The sequence below is a fragment of the Thauera aromatica genome (genome assembly GCF_023093595.1).
Lineage (GTDB): Bacteria > Pseudomonadota > Gammaproteobacteria > Burkholderiales > Rhodocyclaceae > Thauera > Thauera aromatica_A.
In genome coordinates, this window is the sequence record NZ_JALLIK010000077.1 from 1 (window position 1) to 13599 (window position 13599).

A 13599-nucleotide genomic window follows, 5' to 3' on the forward strand; every position below is an offset into this window, starting at 1 on the left:
CGATAACGCGAGCACCTTCATGCTCAATAGATCATCTGGCCCCCACGGCGGTCACAAACCCACTCGCGCCCCCTTCGGCGGGCGTGACCGAAAAGTTCACAAGCTCTGAGCTCGGCGGGCTGCGCTCGAGCGGGCGCGCACAGGCGGGCACGAGCCGATAGAATGATGTTTTTGCGCCAATGCGCCGCGCGAAGCCTGGCCGCAAGCAATGGCCGGCCTGCACCGCGCCCCCATCACGTCCATTTTTTCTGGAGGTTTCCATGCCCGGACTGCTGCCCGATGTCGATCCCGATGGCCTGCTCGAATATTCCGTCGTCTATACCGACCGTTCGCTGAACCACATGTCGAAGACCTTCCAGGGCGTCATGCGCGGCCTGTCGGCGCTGCTGAAGAAGGTCTACCACGCCCAGGCGGTGGCGATCGTGCCCGGCAGCGGCACCTTCGGCATGGAAGCGGTGGCACGCCAGTTCGCCACCGGCAAGAACACCCTGGTGATCCGCAACGGCTGGTTCAGCTACCGCTGGACCCAGATCTTCGAGGCCGGCAGCATCCCCGCCGCCTCGGTCGTGTTGAAGGCCCGTCCGCTCGCCGCCGGCCCGCAGGCGCCGTTCGCCCCGGCGCCGATCGACGAAGTCGTCGCCGCGATCCGCGAGCACAAGCCCGACCTCGTGTTCGCCCCCCATGTCGAGACTTCCTCCGGCATGATCCTGCCCGACGCCTACCTGCGCGCGGTGGCCGACGCGGTGCATGAAGTGGGCGGTCTGTTCGTGCTCGACTGCATCGCCTCCGGCACGATCTGGGTCGACATGGAAGCGGCCGGCGTCGACATCCTCGTCAGTGCCCCGCAGAAAGGCTGGACCGCCTCGCCGTGCTGCGCGATGGTGATGCTGGGCGCGGCCGCGCGCGCGCGCATCGACGCCACCACCAGCACCAGCTTCGCCTGCGACCTGAAGAAGTGGCTGCAGATCATGGAAGCCTACGAAGGCGGCGGCCACGCCTACCACGCCACCATGCCCACCGACGGCCTGGTCAAGCTGTACGAGGTGATGCGCGAGACCGAAGCCTACGGCTTCGACAAGGTCAAGGCCGAGCAGCTCGAACTCGGCGCCCGCGTGCGAGCCGCCCTCGAAGCGCGCGGCATCCGCAGCGTCGCCGCCGACGGTTTCCAGGCCCCCGGAGTGGTGGTCAGCTACACCGACGACGACGCCATCAAGAGCGGCGCCAAGTTCGCCGCCGCCGGCCTGCAGATCGCCGCCGGCGTACCGCTGCAGTGCGACGAGCCGGCCGATTTCAAGACGTTCCGCCTCGGCCTGTTCGGCCTCGACAAGCTGCACAACGTCGACCGCTGCGTGGCGACGCTGGAAAAGGCGCTCGACCAGGTACTGTAAGCCGCCCTCCGGCGGGCGGGCGCAGCACCCCGCCCGGGGCCGCGCCCCCCCCGCCCCCTCTTCCGGACTTGCGCCCTCCAGGCCCCACACCATGGATTCGCTACAACTTCTGCCCGGCTTCGCTGCAGCGGCCTTCGCCGTGATCCTGATTCCCGGCCCGACCGTGCTCCTGGTCACCGGCCATGCCCTGTCGGCAGGGCTGCGCAACGCCCTGTTCAGCATCCTTGGCGTCTGCCTCGGCGACATCGTGGCGATGTCCCTCACTTTCCTCGGCCTCGGTGCAGTGCTGGCGACGTCGGCCGAATGGTTCCTGGTGCTGAAATGGCTCGGGGCGGCGTATCTGATTTATCTCGGCATTACCCTGTGGCGTGCGCCGGTGCAGGCCGAGGCGGGCACCGGCAGGCAGGAGACGCGCCCGGCCCGGATCATCCTCCGGGCCTTCACGGTGAATGTGCTGCACCCGAAGGGACTGGCCTTTTACGCGGCCTTCCTGCCCCAGTTCATCCGCCCGGCCGACCCCGCCCTGCCGCAGATGCTGCTGCTCGGCACGACGTTCACGGCCATCGCCTTCTGCGTCCTGCTTGGCTACGCCATCACCGCGGCCCGCTTCCGCAGCCGCCTGGCCCGAGCGGACGTACGCCGGCTGTGCAACCGCAGCGGCGCCGGCTGCCTGGTCGGGGCTGGAATGTACACGCTATCCATGCAACGATCGGGTTGATGCCGTGCCGCAACAGCCCTGCGCTGCGGCCACCCGCGCGCGCAGAGGCGAACGGCCCGCATCCGGTTTTCCAGGAGAAATGCACCATGCCCCCCCCACTCATCCGCCCGCGCCGCCTGCTCGCCGGCGCCCTGCTCGCCCTCGCCGGCATCGTTCCGGCCTTCGCTGCCGGCACCGAAGTCACCATGTACAAGGATCCGAACTGCGGCTGCTGCGGCAAGTGGGCCGAGCACATGCGCACCCACGGCTTCAGCGTGAAGGAGATCGCCACCCCGCAGATGAGCGAGGTCAAGCGCACCGCCGGCGTGCCGCAGGCGCTCGGTTCCTGTCACACGGCGAAGGTCGGCGGCTACGTCATCGAAGGCCACGTCCCGGCCGCCGACGTCAGGCGCATGCTCACCGAGAAGCCCGCAATCGCCGGCCTCTCCGCACCCGGCATGCCGCAGGGCTCGCCCGGCATGGAAGGCCCCTACCCGGCCGACCGCTACGATGTCGTCAGCTTCGACGCCCGCGGCAAGACCGCGGTTTTCGCCAGCCACTGACCGGATCCGGCCTGCCCGGCAGCGGCCCTCCGCGGCCCGCCCGGCGGCGCTCAGGCGAGCGCCGCCAGCGTCCACAGGTGGGCGGCGACCAGCGCCCGCCACGGGCTGAAAGGCGCAAGCCAGCGCCGGGTCTGATCCGCGTTCGGGCGCTCCGCCGTGCCGAGCAGCGCCTGCAGACCACGGCGCACCGCGGCATCGCCGTGCAGCGAGCCGTCGACCCAGCCGAAACCGCGCAGCAGCGCGTAATCGACCGTCCATGGTCCGATGCCGCGCAGGCGCAGCAACTCGGCACGGATCTCGTCCGCCGGCGGGTCTTCCACCCAGCGCTCGAGCGGCAGCCGCCCCTGCATCACGGCGTCGGCCAGCGCACGCAGCGCCTGCCCCTTGGCCCGCGAAAAACCGGCGGCGCGTAGCGCCTCCTCGCCCAGCCGCAGCAGGCTGCGGGCGTCGGGATAGCAGGCGAGTCCACCCGAATGGCGCAGGCCCGCAGCCGCGATCAGGCGGCGACGCAGCGACACCGCCGCACCGAGGCTGATCTGCTGGCCGGTGATCGCCCAGCTCAAGGCCTCGAACGGCGTCGGCGCAAGCGGCACGCGCAGGCCGCGGTTGCGCGCGATCAAGGGGCCGAGCTGCGGATGGCGGGCATGGGTACGTTCGAACTCGGCGACCGGCTGCATCAGCCCGAGCATGCGCCGGGCAAGCCGCTCCAGCACCGCTGTCGCAAGCGTCGGCGTCGGCAGGCCATCAATGGCGAGCACGAGCTCTGCCCGCTGCGCCTCGAAACGAATCGTCAGGCAGGCGGGCCGCCCTTCCCAGGCGATGCCCTTGTGCAGCAGGCCGGCTTCGACGCGCTCGGCCAGTTGCTGCGGGTCGCGGCGGTGGAAGGCGAGCACATCGGCGGGACGAAAGTCCCGCGGCAGCGCGATCTCGCAGCGCAAAGCCATGCTCAGCCCTTCGCTTCGCGCTCGAGCAGGGCGCGCTTGCGCTCGATGCCCCAGCGGTAACCGGCAAGGCCGCCGTCGCTGCGCACGACCCGGTGGCAGGGGATCGCGACCGCGATCGCGTTCGCTGCACAGGCCGCGGCTACCGCGCGCACCGCCGTCGGCGCGCCGATACGCGCGGCCAGCTCGCGGTAGCTCAAGCTCGTGCCAGGAGGGATCTGCCGCAGCGCCTGCCACACGCGCTGCTGGAAAGCGGTACCGCGGACGTCGAGCGGCAGCTCGAGGCCGAGTCGCGGCGTCTCGACGAAACCGGCCACCTTCGTCACCAACTGCGCGAACTCCACGTCACCGCCGATCAGGGTCGCGCGCGGGAAGCGGTCCTGCAACTCGCGCATCAGCATGTCGGAGTCGTCGCCGAGGAGGATCGCGCACACGCCCTGCGCGCTGGCGGCGACCAGGATGGCACCGAGCGCACACTGGCCGACGGCGAAGCGGATTTCGCTCCTGGCGCCGCCGCTGCGGTAGCGGCTCGCACGCGCCCCCGGCGTGGCGGCGGCGCGATGTTCGATGTCAGCGGCCATGGTTGGCGGATCTCCTTGCTGCAATCGGTGCGGTGACGGCAGTCCGTGCCTTGCGGCCAGAGCGGCGCTCCGCGGCGTGTTCCGGAATTACCCCGGCCGCCTTCGCCTCGGCGAAACCGCTCAAATGCCGGCAGGGCGCGCGCACGCGCGTTCGGGCCGGGCGAAACCGGCCTGGATCGCACGCGCACGCAGCTGTCCGCAACCGGCATCGACGTCCTGCCCGGCGGAGCGGCGCAACTTGGTGAGGATGCGATGCTGGTGCAGCCAGCGCGCGATCTCGGCCGCACGCTCCCAGTTCGGGCGGCGGAAATCCAGGCCATCGACGCGGTTGAACGGGATCATGTTCATCACCGCATACTTGCCCGCAAGCAGGCGGACGATGCCTTCGAGTTCATCCTCGCCGTCGTTCACGCCCTCGATCAGCGTCCACTGGTACTGGATCGGGTAGCCGGTAGCGCGTGCATAGGCCTCGCCACGCTCGACCAGCTCGGCCGGATCGATGCGCGGCGCGCGCGGCAGCAGCCGGACACGACGCTCGGCCCGGGTGGAGTGCAGCGACAAGGCCAGCGCCGGCCTGACCCGCATCTGCGGCAGGCGTTCGAACACCCGCGCATCGCCCACGGTGGAGAACACCAGGTTCTTATGCGGAATCGCGCCCTCGGTGCCGAGCAGTTCGATCGCGTCGACGACGTTGTCGAGGTTGTGCGCCGGCTCGCCCATGCCCATGAAGACGACCTTGTGCACCCGCCGCTGGCGGCGCGCGAGCGCAACCTGGGCGACGATCTCGGCACTGCCGAGCTGGCGCAGCAGACCGTCACGCCCGGTCATGCAGAAAATGCAGCCCACCGCGCAGCCGACCTGGGTCGACACGCACAGGCCGTCGCGCGGCAGCAGCACGCTCTCGACCGCCTGGCCGTCGCCGAGGCCGAGCAGCAGGCGGATGGAGCCGTCCTCACCGGGATGGGACGAGCGCAGGCGGGCCAGGGCGTCGAGTTCCTGGGTCAGCCCGGGCAAGGCTTCGAGCACCCCTTTGGGCAGGCGGGTGGCGTCGGCGCGCGGGCCGCCATCGAGCGCCGTACCCTGCAGCCAGGCGCGCAGCAGCCGGGCTTCGTGGGCAGGTTTGGCGCCAAGCGCACGCAGCCGGTGGCGGATGTGTTCGATTTTCATGGCGGGGCGCATGCTAGCACCCCCGCAGCCTCAGCGCTTGACGTACAGCCCCTGCTGGGCGGCGAACCAGGCGGCGAGGTCGCCGAGATCCTGCTTCGACAGGTTCTCGAGCTGCGCGGCCATGATCGGATTCTTGCGCCGGCCGGCCTTGTAGTCGAGCAGGGCCTGCAGCAGGTAATCCTCGTGCTGGCCGGCGATGCGCGGAAACGCAGGCGTCGGGCTGTTGCCGTTGGCTCCGTGGCAGGCGGCGCAGACCTGGGATTTGTCCTTGCCGCGGGCGGCATCGCCGGCCTGGGCAGGGAGCGAGCTGCCCAGCGCCAGCAGCACCAGGATGGCGGTGCGCCAAATGGAAGAACGTCCGGATTCCATGCCCACCTCCGTTCAGCGCGCAGTGCCGTAATAGGCCGCCAAAGCCGCCATGTCCTCTTCGGACAGGCCTGCGGCAATACTTTGCATGGTCGGATGGCTGCGCTCCCCCGCCTTGTAGGCTTTCAGCGCACTGACGATGTATTCGGGATACTGGCCGCCGAGCTTGGGCACCGAATAGACTTCGGGGAACGCGGTGCGATAGCCCTCGATGCCGTGGCAGCCGACGCACATCGACAGCTTCGCCTGCCACGCGCCGGGCTCCCCTCCCGCGCCCAGTACCGGCGACAGCAGCGCCGCCAGCGCAATGCCGCAAACCAGATCACGTCCCCGCATGGTGAGACCTCCGTTGGGTAGGTTGCCGCACGCTTGAGCTCGAGCGGCATCCGGTCTGCGTGCGGAATCCGGCACGAACACCTCCGACTCCGCCATTTTGCCGGCTTTTTCATAACGCTAGCTCTATAATCGCGGGGAAATAATCAGAGGATTCCCGGATGTCTGCACTTCGCTTCGATGGTTCCAAGGACTATGTCGCCACCCCCGACCTGATGCTCGCCGTCAATGCGGCAATCCGCCTGCAGCGCCCGCTGCTGATCAAGGGCGAGCCCGGCACCGGCAAGACCATGCTCGCCGAAGAGGTCGCCAGCGCCCTCGGCCTGCCGCTGCTGCAGTGGCACATCAAGTCCACCACCAAGGCCCAGCAGGGCCTGTACGAATACGACGCGGTGTCGCGCCTGCGCGACTCGCAGCTCGGTGACGATCGCGTCAAGGACATCGCCAACTACATCGTCAAGGGGGTGCTGTGGCAGGCCTTCGAGGCCGACCAGCCGACCGTGGTGCTGATCGACGAGATCGACAAGGCCGACATCGAATTCCCCAACGACCTGCTGCGCGAACTCGACCGCATGGAATTCCATGTGTACGAAACGCGCCAGACGGTGCAGGCACGCCACCGGCCGATCGTCTTCATCACTTCCAACAACGAGAAGGAGCTGCCCGACGCCTTCCTGCGCCGCTGCTTCTTCCACTACATAAAGTTTCCCGACCGCGAGACGATGCAGCGCATCGTCGATGTGCATTTCCCCGACATCCGCAAGACGCTGCTCACCGAAGCGCTCGAAGTATTCTTCGGCCTGCGCGACGTCGCCGGGCTGAAGAAGAAACCGTCTACTTCCGAGCTGATCGACTGGCTCAAGCTGCTGGTGGCCGAGGACATTCCGCCCGAAGCCCTGCGCAGCACCGACAACAAGGCGTCCATTCCGCCGCTGCACGGCGCCCTGCTGAAGAACGAGCAGGACATGCACCTGTTCGAGCGCCTGGTCCACATGGCCCGCCTCAACCGCTGAGACCGGACCGTGTTCGCAGCCCGAAGGACGCCACGGCAATGCTGATCGACTTTTTCCTGCACCTCAAGGCACGCAAGCTGCCGGTGTCGACGCGCGAGTTTCTGACCGTGCTCGAAGGCCTGCGCGACCGCGTCTGCGGCCATTCGATCGACGATTTCTATTTCTACGCGCGCACCTGCCTGGTCAAGGACGAGTCGCTCTATGACCGCTTCGACCAGGCCTTCGGCGAGTACTTCAAGGGCGTCACCGAGATTCCCGGCCTGGACGCCGAACTGCCCGAAGACTGGCTGCGGGCGATGATGAAGAAGCATCTCTCGGCTGAAGAACGCGCGAAGCTGGAAAAGCTCGGCTGGGACAAGCTGATGGAGGAGTTCCGTAAGCGCCTGAAGGAACAGAAGGGGCGCCACCAGGGCGGCAGCAAGTGGATCGGAACCGGCGGCAGCTCACCCTTCGGCAACAACGGCACCCACCCCGAAGGCATCCGCGTGGGCGGCGAATCGGCAGGCAGCCGCACGGCGGTCAAGGTGTGGGACAAGCGCGAATTCCGCAACCTCGACGATTCGGTCGAGTTGGGCACACGCAACATCAAGGTCGCGCTGCGTCGTCTGCGCCGCTTCGCCCGCGACGGCGCGGCCGAAGAACTCGACCTCGACGGCACCATCGCCGCCACCGCGCGCAACGCCGGCTGGCTCGACCTGATGATGCGGCCCGAGCGCCACAACGCGGTCAAGGTGCTGCTCTTTCTCGATGTCGGCGGCTCGATGGACGACCACGTCAAGGTGTGCGAGGAGCTCTTTTCCGCCTGCCGGCTCGAATTCAAGCATCTCGAGTATTTCTATTTCCACAACTGCGTCTACGAGGGCGTGTGGCGCGACAACCGCCGTCGCTACAACGAACGTACCCCCGTGCTCGACGTGATCCACAAGTACGGCCCGGACTACAAGCTGATCTTCGTCGGTGACGCCACCATGAGCCCCTACGAGATCCTGCACCCGCACGGTTCGGTGGAGCACATGAACCCCGAACCCGGTGCCGCCTGGCTGCGGCGGCTCCTCGATGCCTACCCCGCTGCGGCCTGGCTCAATCCGGAGCCGGAACGGTTGTGGCCCTACCGCCAGTCGATCGAGCTGATCCACCAGATCATGGGCACGCGCATGTTCCCGCTGAGCCTCGACGGCATCGCCCGGGCGATGCAATCGCTGTCGAAGAAACACTAAAAAAAGAGGCGGCCTGACGGCCGCCCCAACTGCTGTCCACACAAGTACAAAACTTTGCGTGAAACACGGTGTTCCGGCCGGCCTGCAGCGGGCCTGCCGTGAATCACTCGGTGAACGGTAGCGGCTGCATGCCGAAACCTTCGTCCAGGTTCTTGATCTGGTGCAACAGGTTGTCAAGCTCGCTTTGCAGACTCGACAGACCGTCCTCGTCCATCAGGCGCAACGCCTCGGGCAGCACACCGCGCGCCGGCGATGGCGCCCGCCCCATCAGAGCCACCCCCTCGTCGGTGAGGTACAGCCTGACCACACGCTGGTCGGCGCTGGTGCGCTCCTTGCGCAGCAGGCCGGCGGTCTCGAGCCGGTCGACCATGTTGGATGCGGTGGATTGATGCAGCGCCATCCGGTTGGCCAACTCGCCCACGCGCAACCCCGCCGCCTCCTTGAGTTCCTGTAGTGCCCACAGCTGAGCGCCGGTCACCCCGCTCTTGCGCTCAATCCACTGGGAGTGGCGCTGTGCAGTACGGATGAGGATCCTGAAGCGCTGCAGCACGGAAAGCGGTGTTGCCGGTTTCTTCGGTTTGTGTTGCGTTTCCGCCATTTAAAAATCTCGCTCGAACTATATTTTCTCAAATCATTATTGTCAAAAAAACATCACACCCTGCCACAAGCCATATGGTAGCGGTATCGTTGACCCTGCGCATGCGAGGCGCAGCAAAAAGGCTCGGCCACCGTTCCGCTTTCACCCGCGCCATCCCACTCACACCGTTCGCTTCGGTGATCGCAGGATTGCGTATCGCCCCAGAGACCCCGATGAACGCCGAATCCCATCCGGCCCGGCCCAAACCCTCCCCCTCCCGATGGGCGCTCCACCGCGTAGTACGGGGAGGCCGGCGCTACGCACTACCCTGGCTTTCGCTGCGGCGCTGGCGGGTGCGACTCCTGCTGGTCGGCGCAGCCCTGCTCGCCGGGCTGATCGCCATCCTGTTCGCGATCGGTGCCGAACTCGCCATCGAAACCCATGCCGGACTGATGCACGAGCGCCCCTGGCTGAGCCTGGTCGTCGCCCCCGCAGGCTTTGCCATCCTCGCCTGGTTGCCCCGGCGGCTGTTCCCCGGCACCGAAGGCAGCGGCATTCCGCAGGCGATCGCAGCCGCGATGTCGGATGACAATCACGTGCGCCGCCAGCTGCTGTCGCTGCGCATCGCCATCGCCAAGGTGTTCCTGACCCTGGGCGGGCTGCTCTCGGGCGCCTCGATCGGGCGTGAAGGACCGTCGGTGCAGGTCGGCGCATCGATCATGCACCTGCTGGCCGGGCGCAAGCGCCGGCGCATCGCATCGAGCCGCGACCTGATCGTCGCCGGCAGCGGCGCCGGTATCGCCGCGGCGTTCAACACCCCGCTCGGCGGCATCATGTTCGCAATCGAGGAGATGTGCCGCCACCGCGCCTTCCGCGCCAACAGCACCACCCTCGCCGCAGTCATCTTCGCCGGCCTGATGTCGCTCGCGGTACTGGGCAACTACACCTACTTCGGCCGCACTCCGGCCGCCATCGGCTGGCCCGACGGGATCTGGCCGGTGCTTTCCTGCGGCGTCGCCGGCGGCCTGCTCGGAGGAGGCTTCGCACGCTTGCTGATCGCCTCCTCGCGCGGGCTGCCGGGGCGGATCGGGGTGTTCGCGCTGAGCCGGCCGATCGCCTTCGCCGCCGCCTGCGGCCTGGCGACCGGGGTCATCGGCCTCGCCAGCGGTGGCCTCACCTACGGCACCGGCTACGCCGAATCCAAGGCCGCGCTCGAAGGCAGCGCGGCCTTGCCGATGGCCTTCATGGCGATGAAGATGGCGGTGATCTGGCTCGCCTTCGTTGCGCGCATTCCGGGCGGCATTTTCGCACCGGCACTGGCGGTCGGCGCGGGCCTGGGGTCGGACATCGCGCTGCTGCTGCCGGGCGAGTCCGATCCCGCCATCCTGGTGCTGGGCATGGTCGCCTTCCTCGCCGCGATGACCCAGGCGCCGATCACTTCATTCGTGATCGTCATGGAAATGACCGCCAATCACCAGATGCTGCTGCCCCTGATGGCCACCGCGGTGGTCGCCCACGGCATCTCGCGCTCGGTAGCGCCGGTCCCCCTCTACGATGCCCTGTCCCACCCCTGGCTGCGCCGCGCGGAAATGCGCCTGCATCGCGCGATCCCCGCAAGCAAGGAAAAACTTCCGCCCATCCAGCCTTGAGCACGCCGGGTCGCCCTCGATGGGTAGCTCCGCCGAAGACGGCGGGCGTGGGAAGCTTGCGTTAATGTATACATCAAGCAATAAAAACATCTTGAAATGGTCTAATATTTAACTATGAAGCAATTAATGTATACATATGATCACAAAAGCCCTTTCTCCTGCCCCTGAGGACAATCCTTCCCAGACGGTACGCGCGCTGCTGCGCCTGCGCGAGATGATTCTGGACGGTGAATTACCCGCCGGCGAGCGCATTTCCGAGCCGGTCGTCGCCGAACTGACCGGAATATCACGCACCCCCATCCGCACCGCCCTCGTTCGCCTGCAGGAAGAAGGGCTGCTCGACCCGATCCGTTCCGGCGGGTTCAGGGTGAAGTCGTTTTCGCTCGATGAAATCTGCGACGCGATCGAAGTCCGCGGCACGCTCGAAGGCCTTGCCGCACGGCTGGCGGCAGAGCGTGGGGTGACGGCGGAATCGATCGAAGCTTTGCGCGCCAGCGTCCGGGACATCGACATCGCACTCGAGGCCAGCGCCGAACTCGACGATGAAGGCTTCACCGCCTACGTCGAAGCCAACGCCCGCTTTCACAAGCGGCTCGAACAGGCCTGCGCCAGCGAAGTCGTGCAGCGCCAGCTCGAACGCTGCAAGGCGCTGCCCTTTGCCTCGCCCAATGCCTTTTTGCGCGTGCAGGCGGTCTCTCCCGATGCGCGGCTGACGCTGCAGATCGCCAACGCCCAGCATCGTGCCGTAATCGAAGCGCTGGCTGCACGCGAAGGCAGCCGCGCCGAAGCGCTCATGCGCGAGCACACCCGCATCGCCCGGCGCAATCTCGAAACCACGCTCGCCAACCCCCAAATCAAGGCGCTGGTGCCAGGCGCCAGCCTGATCGTGGCGCGCTGAAACGGCGCTGTTCGCCCCCCGCGCTTCCCCCACCGCCCAATAAAAGCGACACGAATCCCCCACCCGCCCCCAGCAAGGAGACCTCCAAGATGTTCCCCAGAAACGCCTGGTATGTTGCCTGCACACCCGACGAGATCGAAGGCAAACCCCTCGGCCGCACGATCTGTGGCGAGCCGGTCGCGCTCTACCGAGCCGAGGGCGGCATCGCCGCCGCAGTGGAAGATTTCTGTCCGCACCGCGGCGCACCGCTGTCACTCGGCCGCGTTGTCGACGGCAAGCTGGTGTGCGGCTACCACGGCCTCGAAATGGGCTGCGACGGCAAGGCCGTGGCCATGCCCGGCCAGCGCGTGCGCGGCTTCCCCTGCATCCGCAGCTACCCGGTGGTCGAGCGCGGCGGTTTCGTGTGGATCTGGCCGGGCGACCCGACCCAGGCCGACCCCGCCCGCCTGCCGCACATGGAATGGGCCGACAATCCGGACTGGGCCTTCGGCGGCGGCCGCTACTACATCCGTTGCGATTACCGGCTGATGATCGACAACCTGATGGATCTGACCCACGAAAAATACGTGCACACCGACAGCATCGGCCAGAAGGAGCTCGACGAAGCCCCCCCCACGACGCGGGTCGAAGGCGACACCGTGATCACCCGCCGGTACATGGAAAACATCCTGCCGCCCCCCTTCTGGCAGGCGGCATTGCGCGGTAACCGGCTGGCCGACGACATCCCCTGCGACCGCTGGCAGATCTGCCGATTCACGCCGCCGGGTCAGGTCCTGATCGACGTCGGCGTGGCCCATGCCGGCCAGGGCGGTTTCGACGCCGACCCGGCAGTCAAGGCCGGCGGTACCGTGGTCGATTTCATCACGCCCGAAACCGAGACCACGATGTGGTATTTCTGGGGCATGGCGCGCAACTTCCAGCCGCAGGACGCGGCACTCACCGCACGCATCCGCGAAGCTCAGGGCAAGGTCTTCAGCGAAGACCTGGAAATGCTCGAATCGCAGCAGCGCAACCTGCTGCGCTGGCCCGAACGCAAGCTGCTGAGCCTGAACACCGACATGGGCGGAATCCAGGCACGGCGCATGCTGGAACGCCTGGTCGAGCTGGAACGCGGCACCGCCGTGCACATCGGCGCCTGATCCTGCACCTTCCCTTTTTCCAGCCGCTGCCGCAACAACTTCTTTCCCGCGGGCCTGCCCACGGCCCGCCCAGCGAGGACGAGCATCATGACCACCCCGACCCTGGACGTCCGCGTCGTGCGCAAGGCCGCCGAAGCGGTCGACATTGCAACATTCGAACTGGTCGCCATCGATGGTGGCCCCCTGCCCCCGTTTTCCGCCGGCGCCCATATCGACGTCCATCTGCCCAACGGCCTCATCCGCCAGTACTCGCTGTGCAACGACCCCGCCGAGAGCCACCGCTACCTGATCGGGGTGTTGCGCGACCCCGCCTCGCGCGGCGGCTCGCAGGCGATGCACGAGCAGGTCCGGGAAGGGGATCGGTTGCGCATCAGCTCCCCGAAAAACCACTTCCCGCTCGCCCACGAGGCCGGCCACAGCGTGCTGCTGGCCGGCGGCATCGGGATCACGCCGATCCTGTGCATGGCCGAACGCCTGGCCGTGATCGGGGCCGATTTCACTCTCCACTACTGCACCCGCTCGCGCGAGCGCACCGCCTTCCTCGCGCGTATCGGCGGCTCGGCTTTCGCCCCCCGGGTGGCGTTCCATTTCGATGATGGGGAGCCGGCGCAAAAGCTCGATCTCGAGGCCGCGCTCCCCCCGCCCGCAGCCGGCCATCACCTCTACGTCTGCGGCCCGCGGGGTTTCATGGACGCGGTGCTTAGCCACGCCCGTGCCGGGGGCTGGCCGGAGGCGCAACTGCACTACGAATTCTTCGCCGCCGCGGCGGCACCTTCCGGCGCCGATGGCGGCTTCGAGGTCCAGCTCGCCAGCTCGGGGCGCACCATTCACGTCGAAAAGGATCAGACCGTGCTCGCCGCGCTCATTGCCGCCGGCGTTGACATGCCCTACGCCTGCGAGCAAGGCGTTTGCGGCACCTGCCTGACGCGCGTGCTCGAGGGCGAACCCGAGCATCGCGACAGCTACCTGAGCCCGGAAGAGCGCGCCGCCAACGACCAGTTCCTGCCCTGCTGCTCGCGCGCGAAATCAGCCCGCCTGGTGCTCGATCTCTGATCGCCGCGCCCCGGAAG

The 13599-nt window shown here is 67.6% G+C and carries 15 protein-coding genes; 9 read left to right on the forward strand and 6 right to left on the reverse strand.

The features are described from left to right. Nucleotides 1-260: 260 nt before the first annotated feature. From MXC99_RS02625 to MXC99_RS02635, 3 genes are all read left to right on the forward strand, one after another. The gene (locus tag MXC99_RS02625) at nucleotides 261-1388 is read left to right on the forward strand and encodes an aminotransferase class V-fold PLP-dependent enzyme (RefSeq protein WP_247724056.1); all 1128 of its coding nucleotides are present in this window, start codon (nucleotides 261-263) and stop codon (nucleotides 1386-1388) included. A gap of 139 nt (nucleotides 1389-1527) precedes the next feature. Beyond that, entirely contained in the window at nucleotides 1528-2106 is a 579-nt protein-coding gene (locus MXC99_RS02630; RefSeq protein ID WP_247724057.1) for a LysE family translocator, read from the forward strand. Between the two features lie 86 nt (nucleotides 2107-2192). Further along, a complete protein-coding gene (locus tag MXC99_RS02635) occupies nucleotides 2193-2648 on the forward strand; it encodes a DUF411 domain-containing protein (protein ID WP_247724058.1) in 456 nt (151 codons plus the stop codon). A 50-nt stretch (nucleotides 2649-2698) separates the two neighbouring features. On the opposite strand, the gene MXC99_RS02640 is transcribed toward MXC99_RS02635, so the two are convergent. From MXC99_RS02640 to MXC99_RS02660, 5 genes are all read right to left on the reverse strand, one after another. Continuing rightward, a complete protein-coding gene (locus tag MXC99_RS02640) occupies nucleotides 2699-3592 on the reverse strand; it encodes a DNA-3-methyladenine glycosylase 2 (RefSeq protein ID WP_247724059.1) in 894 nt (297 codons plus the stop codon). A gap of 2 nt (nucleotides 3593-3594) precedes the next feature. Then, entirely contained in the window at nucleotides 3595-4170 is a 576-nt protein-coding gene (locus tag MXC99_RS02645) for a methylated-DNA--[protein]-cysteine S-methyltransferase (RefSeq protein WP_247724060.1), read from the reverse strand. A 120-nt stretch (nucleotides 4171-4290) separates the two neighbouring features. Then, entirely contained in the window at nucleotides 4291-5337 is a 1047-nt protein-coding gene (locus tag MXC99_RS02650) for an RNA methyltransferase (RefSeq protein WP_247724061.1), read from the reverse strand. A gap of 30 nt (nucleotides 5338-5367) precedes the next feature. Then, nucleotides 5368-5706, reverse strand: coding sequence for a c-type cytochrome (locus MXC99_RS02655; RefSeq protein WP_247724062.1), 339 nt, complete (start codon nucleotides 5704-5706; stop codon nucleotides 5368-5370). Between the two features lie 12 nt (nucleotides 5707-5718). Next, entirely contained in the window at nucleotides 5719-6039 is a 321-nt protein-coding gene (locus MXC99_RS02660) for a c-type cytochrome (protein ID WP_247724063.1), read from the reverse strand. Between the two features lie 158 nt (nucleotides 6040-6197). Between MXC99_RS02660 and MXC99_RS02665 the strand changes: the two genes are divergently transcribed. Beyond that, nucleotides 6198-7049 (forward strand): AAA family ATPase, encoded by an 852-nt coding sequence (locus MXC99_RS02665; protein ID WP_107221271.1) that lies wholly within the window; start codon nucleotides 6198-6200, stop codon nucleotides 7047-7049. A 38-nt stretch (nucleotides 7050-7087) separates the two neighbouring features. After that, nucleotides 7088-8266 carry a vWA domain-containing protein gene (locus tag MXC99_RS02670; protein WP_247724064.1) on the forward strand — a complete coding sequence of 393 codons (1179 nt, stop codon included), beginning with the start codon at nucleotides 7088-7090 and terminating at the stop codon, nucleotides 8264-8266. 103 nt (nucleotides 8267-8369) lie between these two features. Here MXC99_RS02670 and MXC99_RS02675 read toward each other — a convergent pair whose 3' ends face one another. Next, nucleotides 8370-8864 (reverse strand): MarR family winged helix-turn-helix transcriptional regulator, encoded by a 495-nt coding sequence (locus MXC99_RS02675; RefSeq protein WP_247724065.1) that lies wholly within the window; start codon nucleotides 8862-8864, stop codon nucleotides 8370-8372. 332 nt (nucleotides 8865-9196) lie between these two features. Between MXC99_RS02675 and MXC99_RS02680 the strand changes: the two genes are divergently transcribed. The 4 genes from MXC99_RS02680 to MXC99_RS02695 all read left to right on the forward strand — a co-directional run bounded on the left by MXC99_RS02680 (nucleotide 9197) and on the right by MXC99_RS02695 (nucleotide 13582). Next, nucleotides 9197-10492 carry a chloride channel protein gene (locus MXC99_RS02680; protein WP_247724066.1) on the forward strand — a complete coding sequence of 432 codons (1296 nt, stop codon included), beginning with the start codon at nucleotides 9197-9199 and terminating at the stop codon, nucleotides 10490-10492. Between the two features lie 136 nt (nucleotides 10493-10628). Then, nucleotides 10629-11390, forward strand: coding sequence for a GntR family transcriptional regulator (locus MXC99_RS02685; protein ID WP_247724067.1), 762 nt, complete (start codon nucleotides 10629-10631; stop codon nucleotides 11388-11390). Between the two features lie 89 nt (nucleotides 11391-11479). Beyond that, nucleotides 11480-12529 (forward strand): aromatic ring-hydroxylating oxygenase subunit alpha, encoded by a 1050-nt coding sequence (locus tag MXC99_RS02690; protein WP_247724068.1) that lies wholly within the window; start codon nucleotides 11480-11482, stop codon nucleotides 12527-12529. Between the two features lie 87 nt (nucleotides 12530-12616). Continuing rightward, the gene (locus MXC99_RS02695; protein ID WP_247724069.1) at nucleotides 12617-13582 is read left to right on the forward strand and encodes a PDR/VanB family oxidoreductase; all 966 of its coding nucleotides are present in this window, start codon (nucleotides 12617-12619) and stop codon (nucleotides 13580-13582) included. The last annotated feature ends 17 nt before the right edge of the window (nucleotides 13583-13599 follow it).

Bases quoted from the DNA above. Each gene is read 5' to 3' on its own strand.
- MXC99_RS02625 (WP_247724056.1), top strand. From the start codon at position 261: ATGCCCGGACTGCTGCCCGATGTCGATCCCGATGGCCTGCTCGAATAT.
- MXC99_RS02635 (WP_247724058.1), top strand. From the start codon at position 2,193: ATGCCCCCCCCACTCATCCGCCCGCGCCGCCTGCTCGCCGGCGCCCTG.
- MXC99_RS02640 (WP_247724059.1), bottom strand. From the start codon at position 3,592: ATGGCTTTGCGCTGCGAGATCGCGCTGCCGCGGGACTTTCGTCCCGCC.
- MXC99_RS02645 (WP_247724060.1), bottom strand. From the start codon at position 4,170: ATGGCCGCTGACATCGAACATCGCGCCGCCGCCACGCCGGGGGCGCGT.
- MXC99_RS02650 (WP_247724061.1), bottom strand. From the start codon at position 5,337: ATGAAAATCGAACACATCCGCCACCGGCTGCGTGCGCTTGGCGCCAAA.
- MXC99_RS02655 (WP_247724062.1), bottom strand. From the start codon at position 5,706: ATGGAATCCGGACGTTCTTCCATTTGGCGCACCGCCATCCTGGTGCTG.
- MXC99_RS02660 (WP_247724063.1), bottom strand. From the start codon at position 6,039: ATGCGGGGACGTGATCTGGTTTGCGGCATTGCGCTGGCGGCGCTGCTG.
- MXC99_RS02665 (WP_107221271.1), top strand. From the start codon at position 6,198: ATGTCTGCACTTCGCTTCGATGGTTCCAAGGACTATGTCGCCACCCCC.
- MXC99_RS02670 (WP_247724064.1), top strand. From the start codon at position 7,088: ATGCTGATCGACTTTTTCCTGCACCTCAAGGCACGCAAGCTGCCGGTG.
- MXC99_RS02675 (WP_247724065.1), bottom strand. From the start codon at position 8,864: ATGGCGGAAACGCAACACAAACCGAAGAAACCGGCAACACCGCTTTCC.
- MXC99_RS02685 (WP_247724067.1), top strand. From the start codon at position 10,629: ATGATCACAAAAGCCCTTTCTCCTGCCCCTGAGGACAATCCTTCCCAG.
- MXC99_RS02690 (WP_247724068.1), top strand. From the start codon at position 11,480: ATGTTCCCCAGAAACGCCTGGTATGTTGCCTGCACACCCGACGAGATC.
- MXC99_RS02695 (WP_247724069.1), top strand. From the start codon at position 12,617: ATGACCACCCCGACCCTGGACGTCCGCGTCGTGCGCAAGGCCGCCGAA.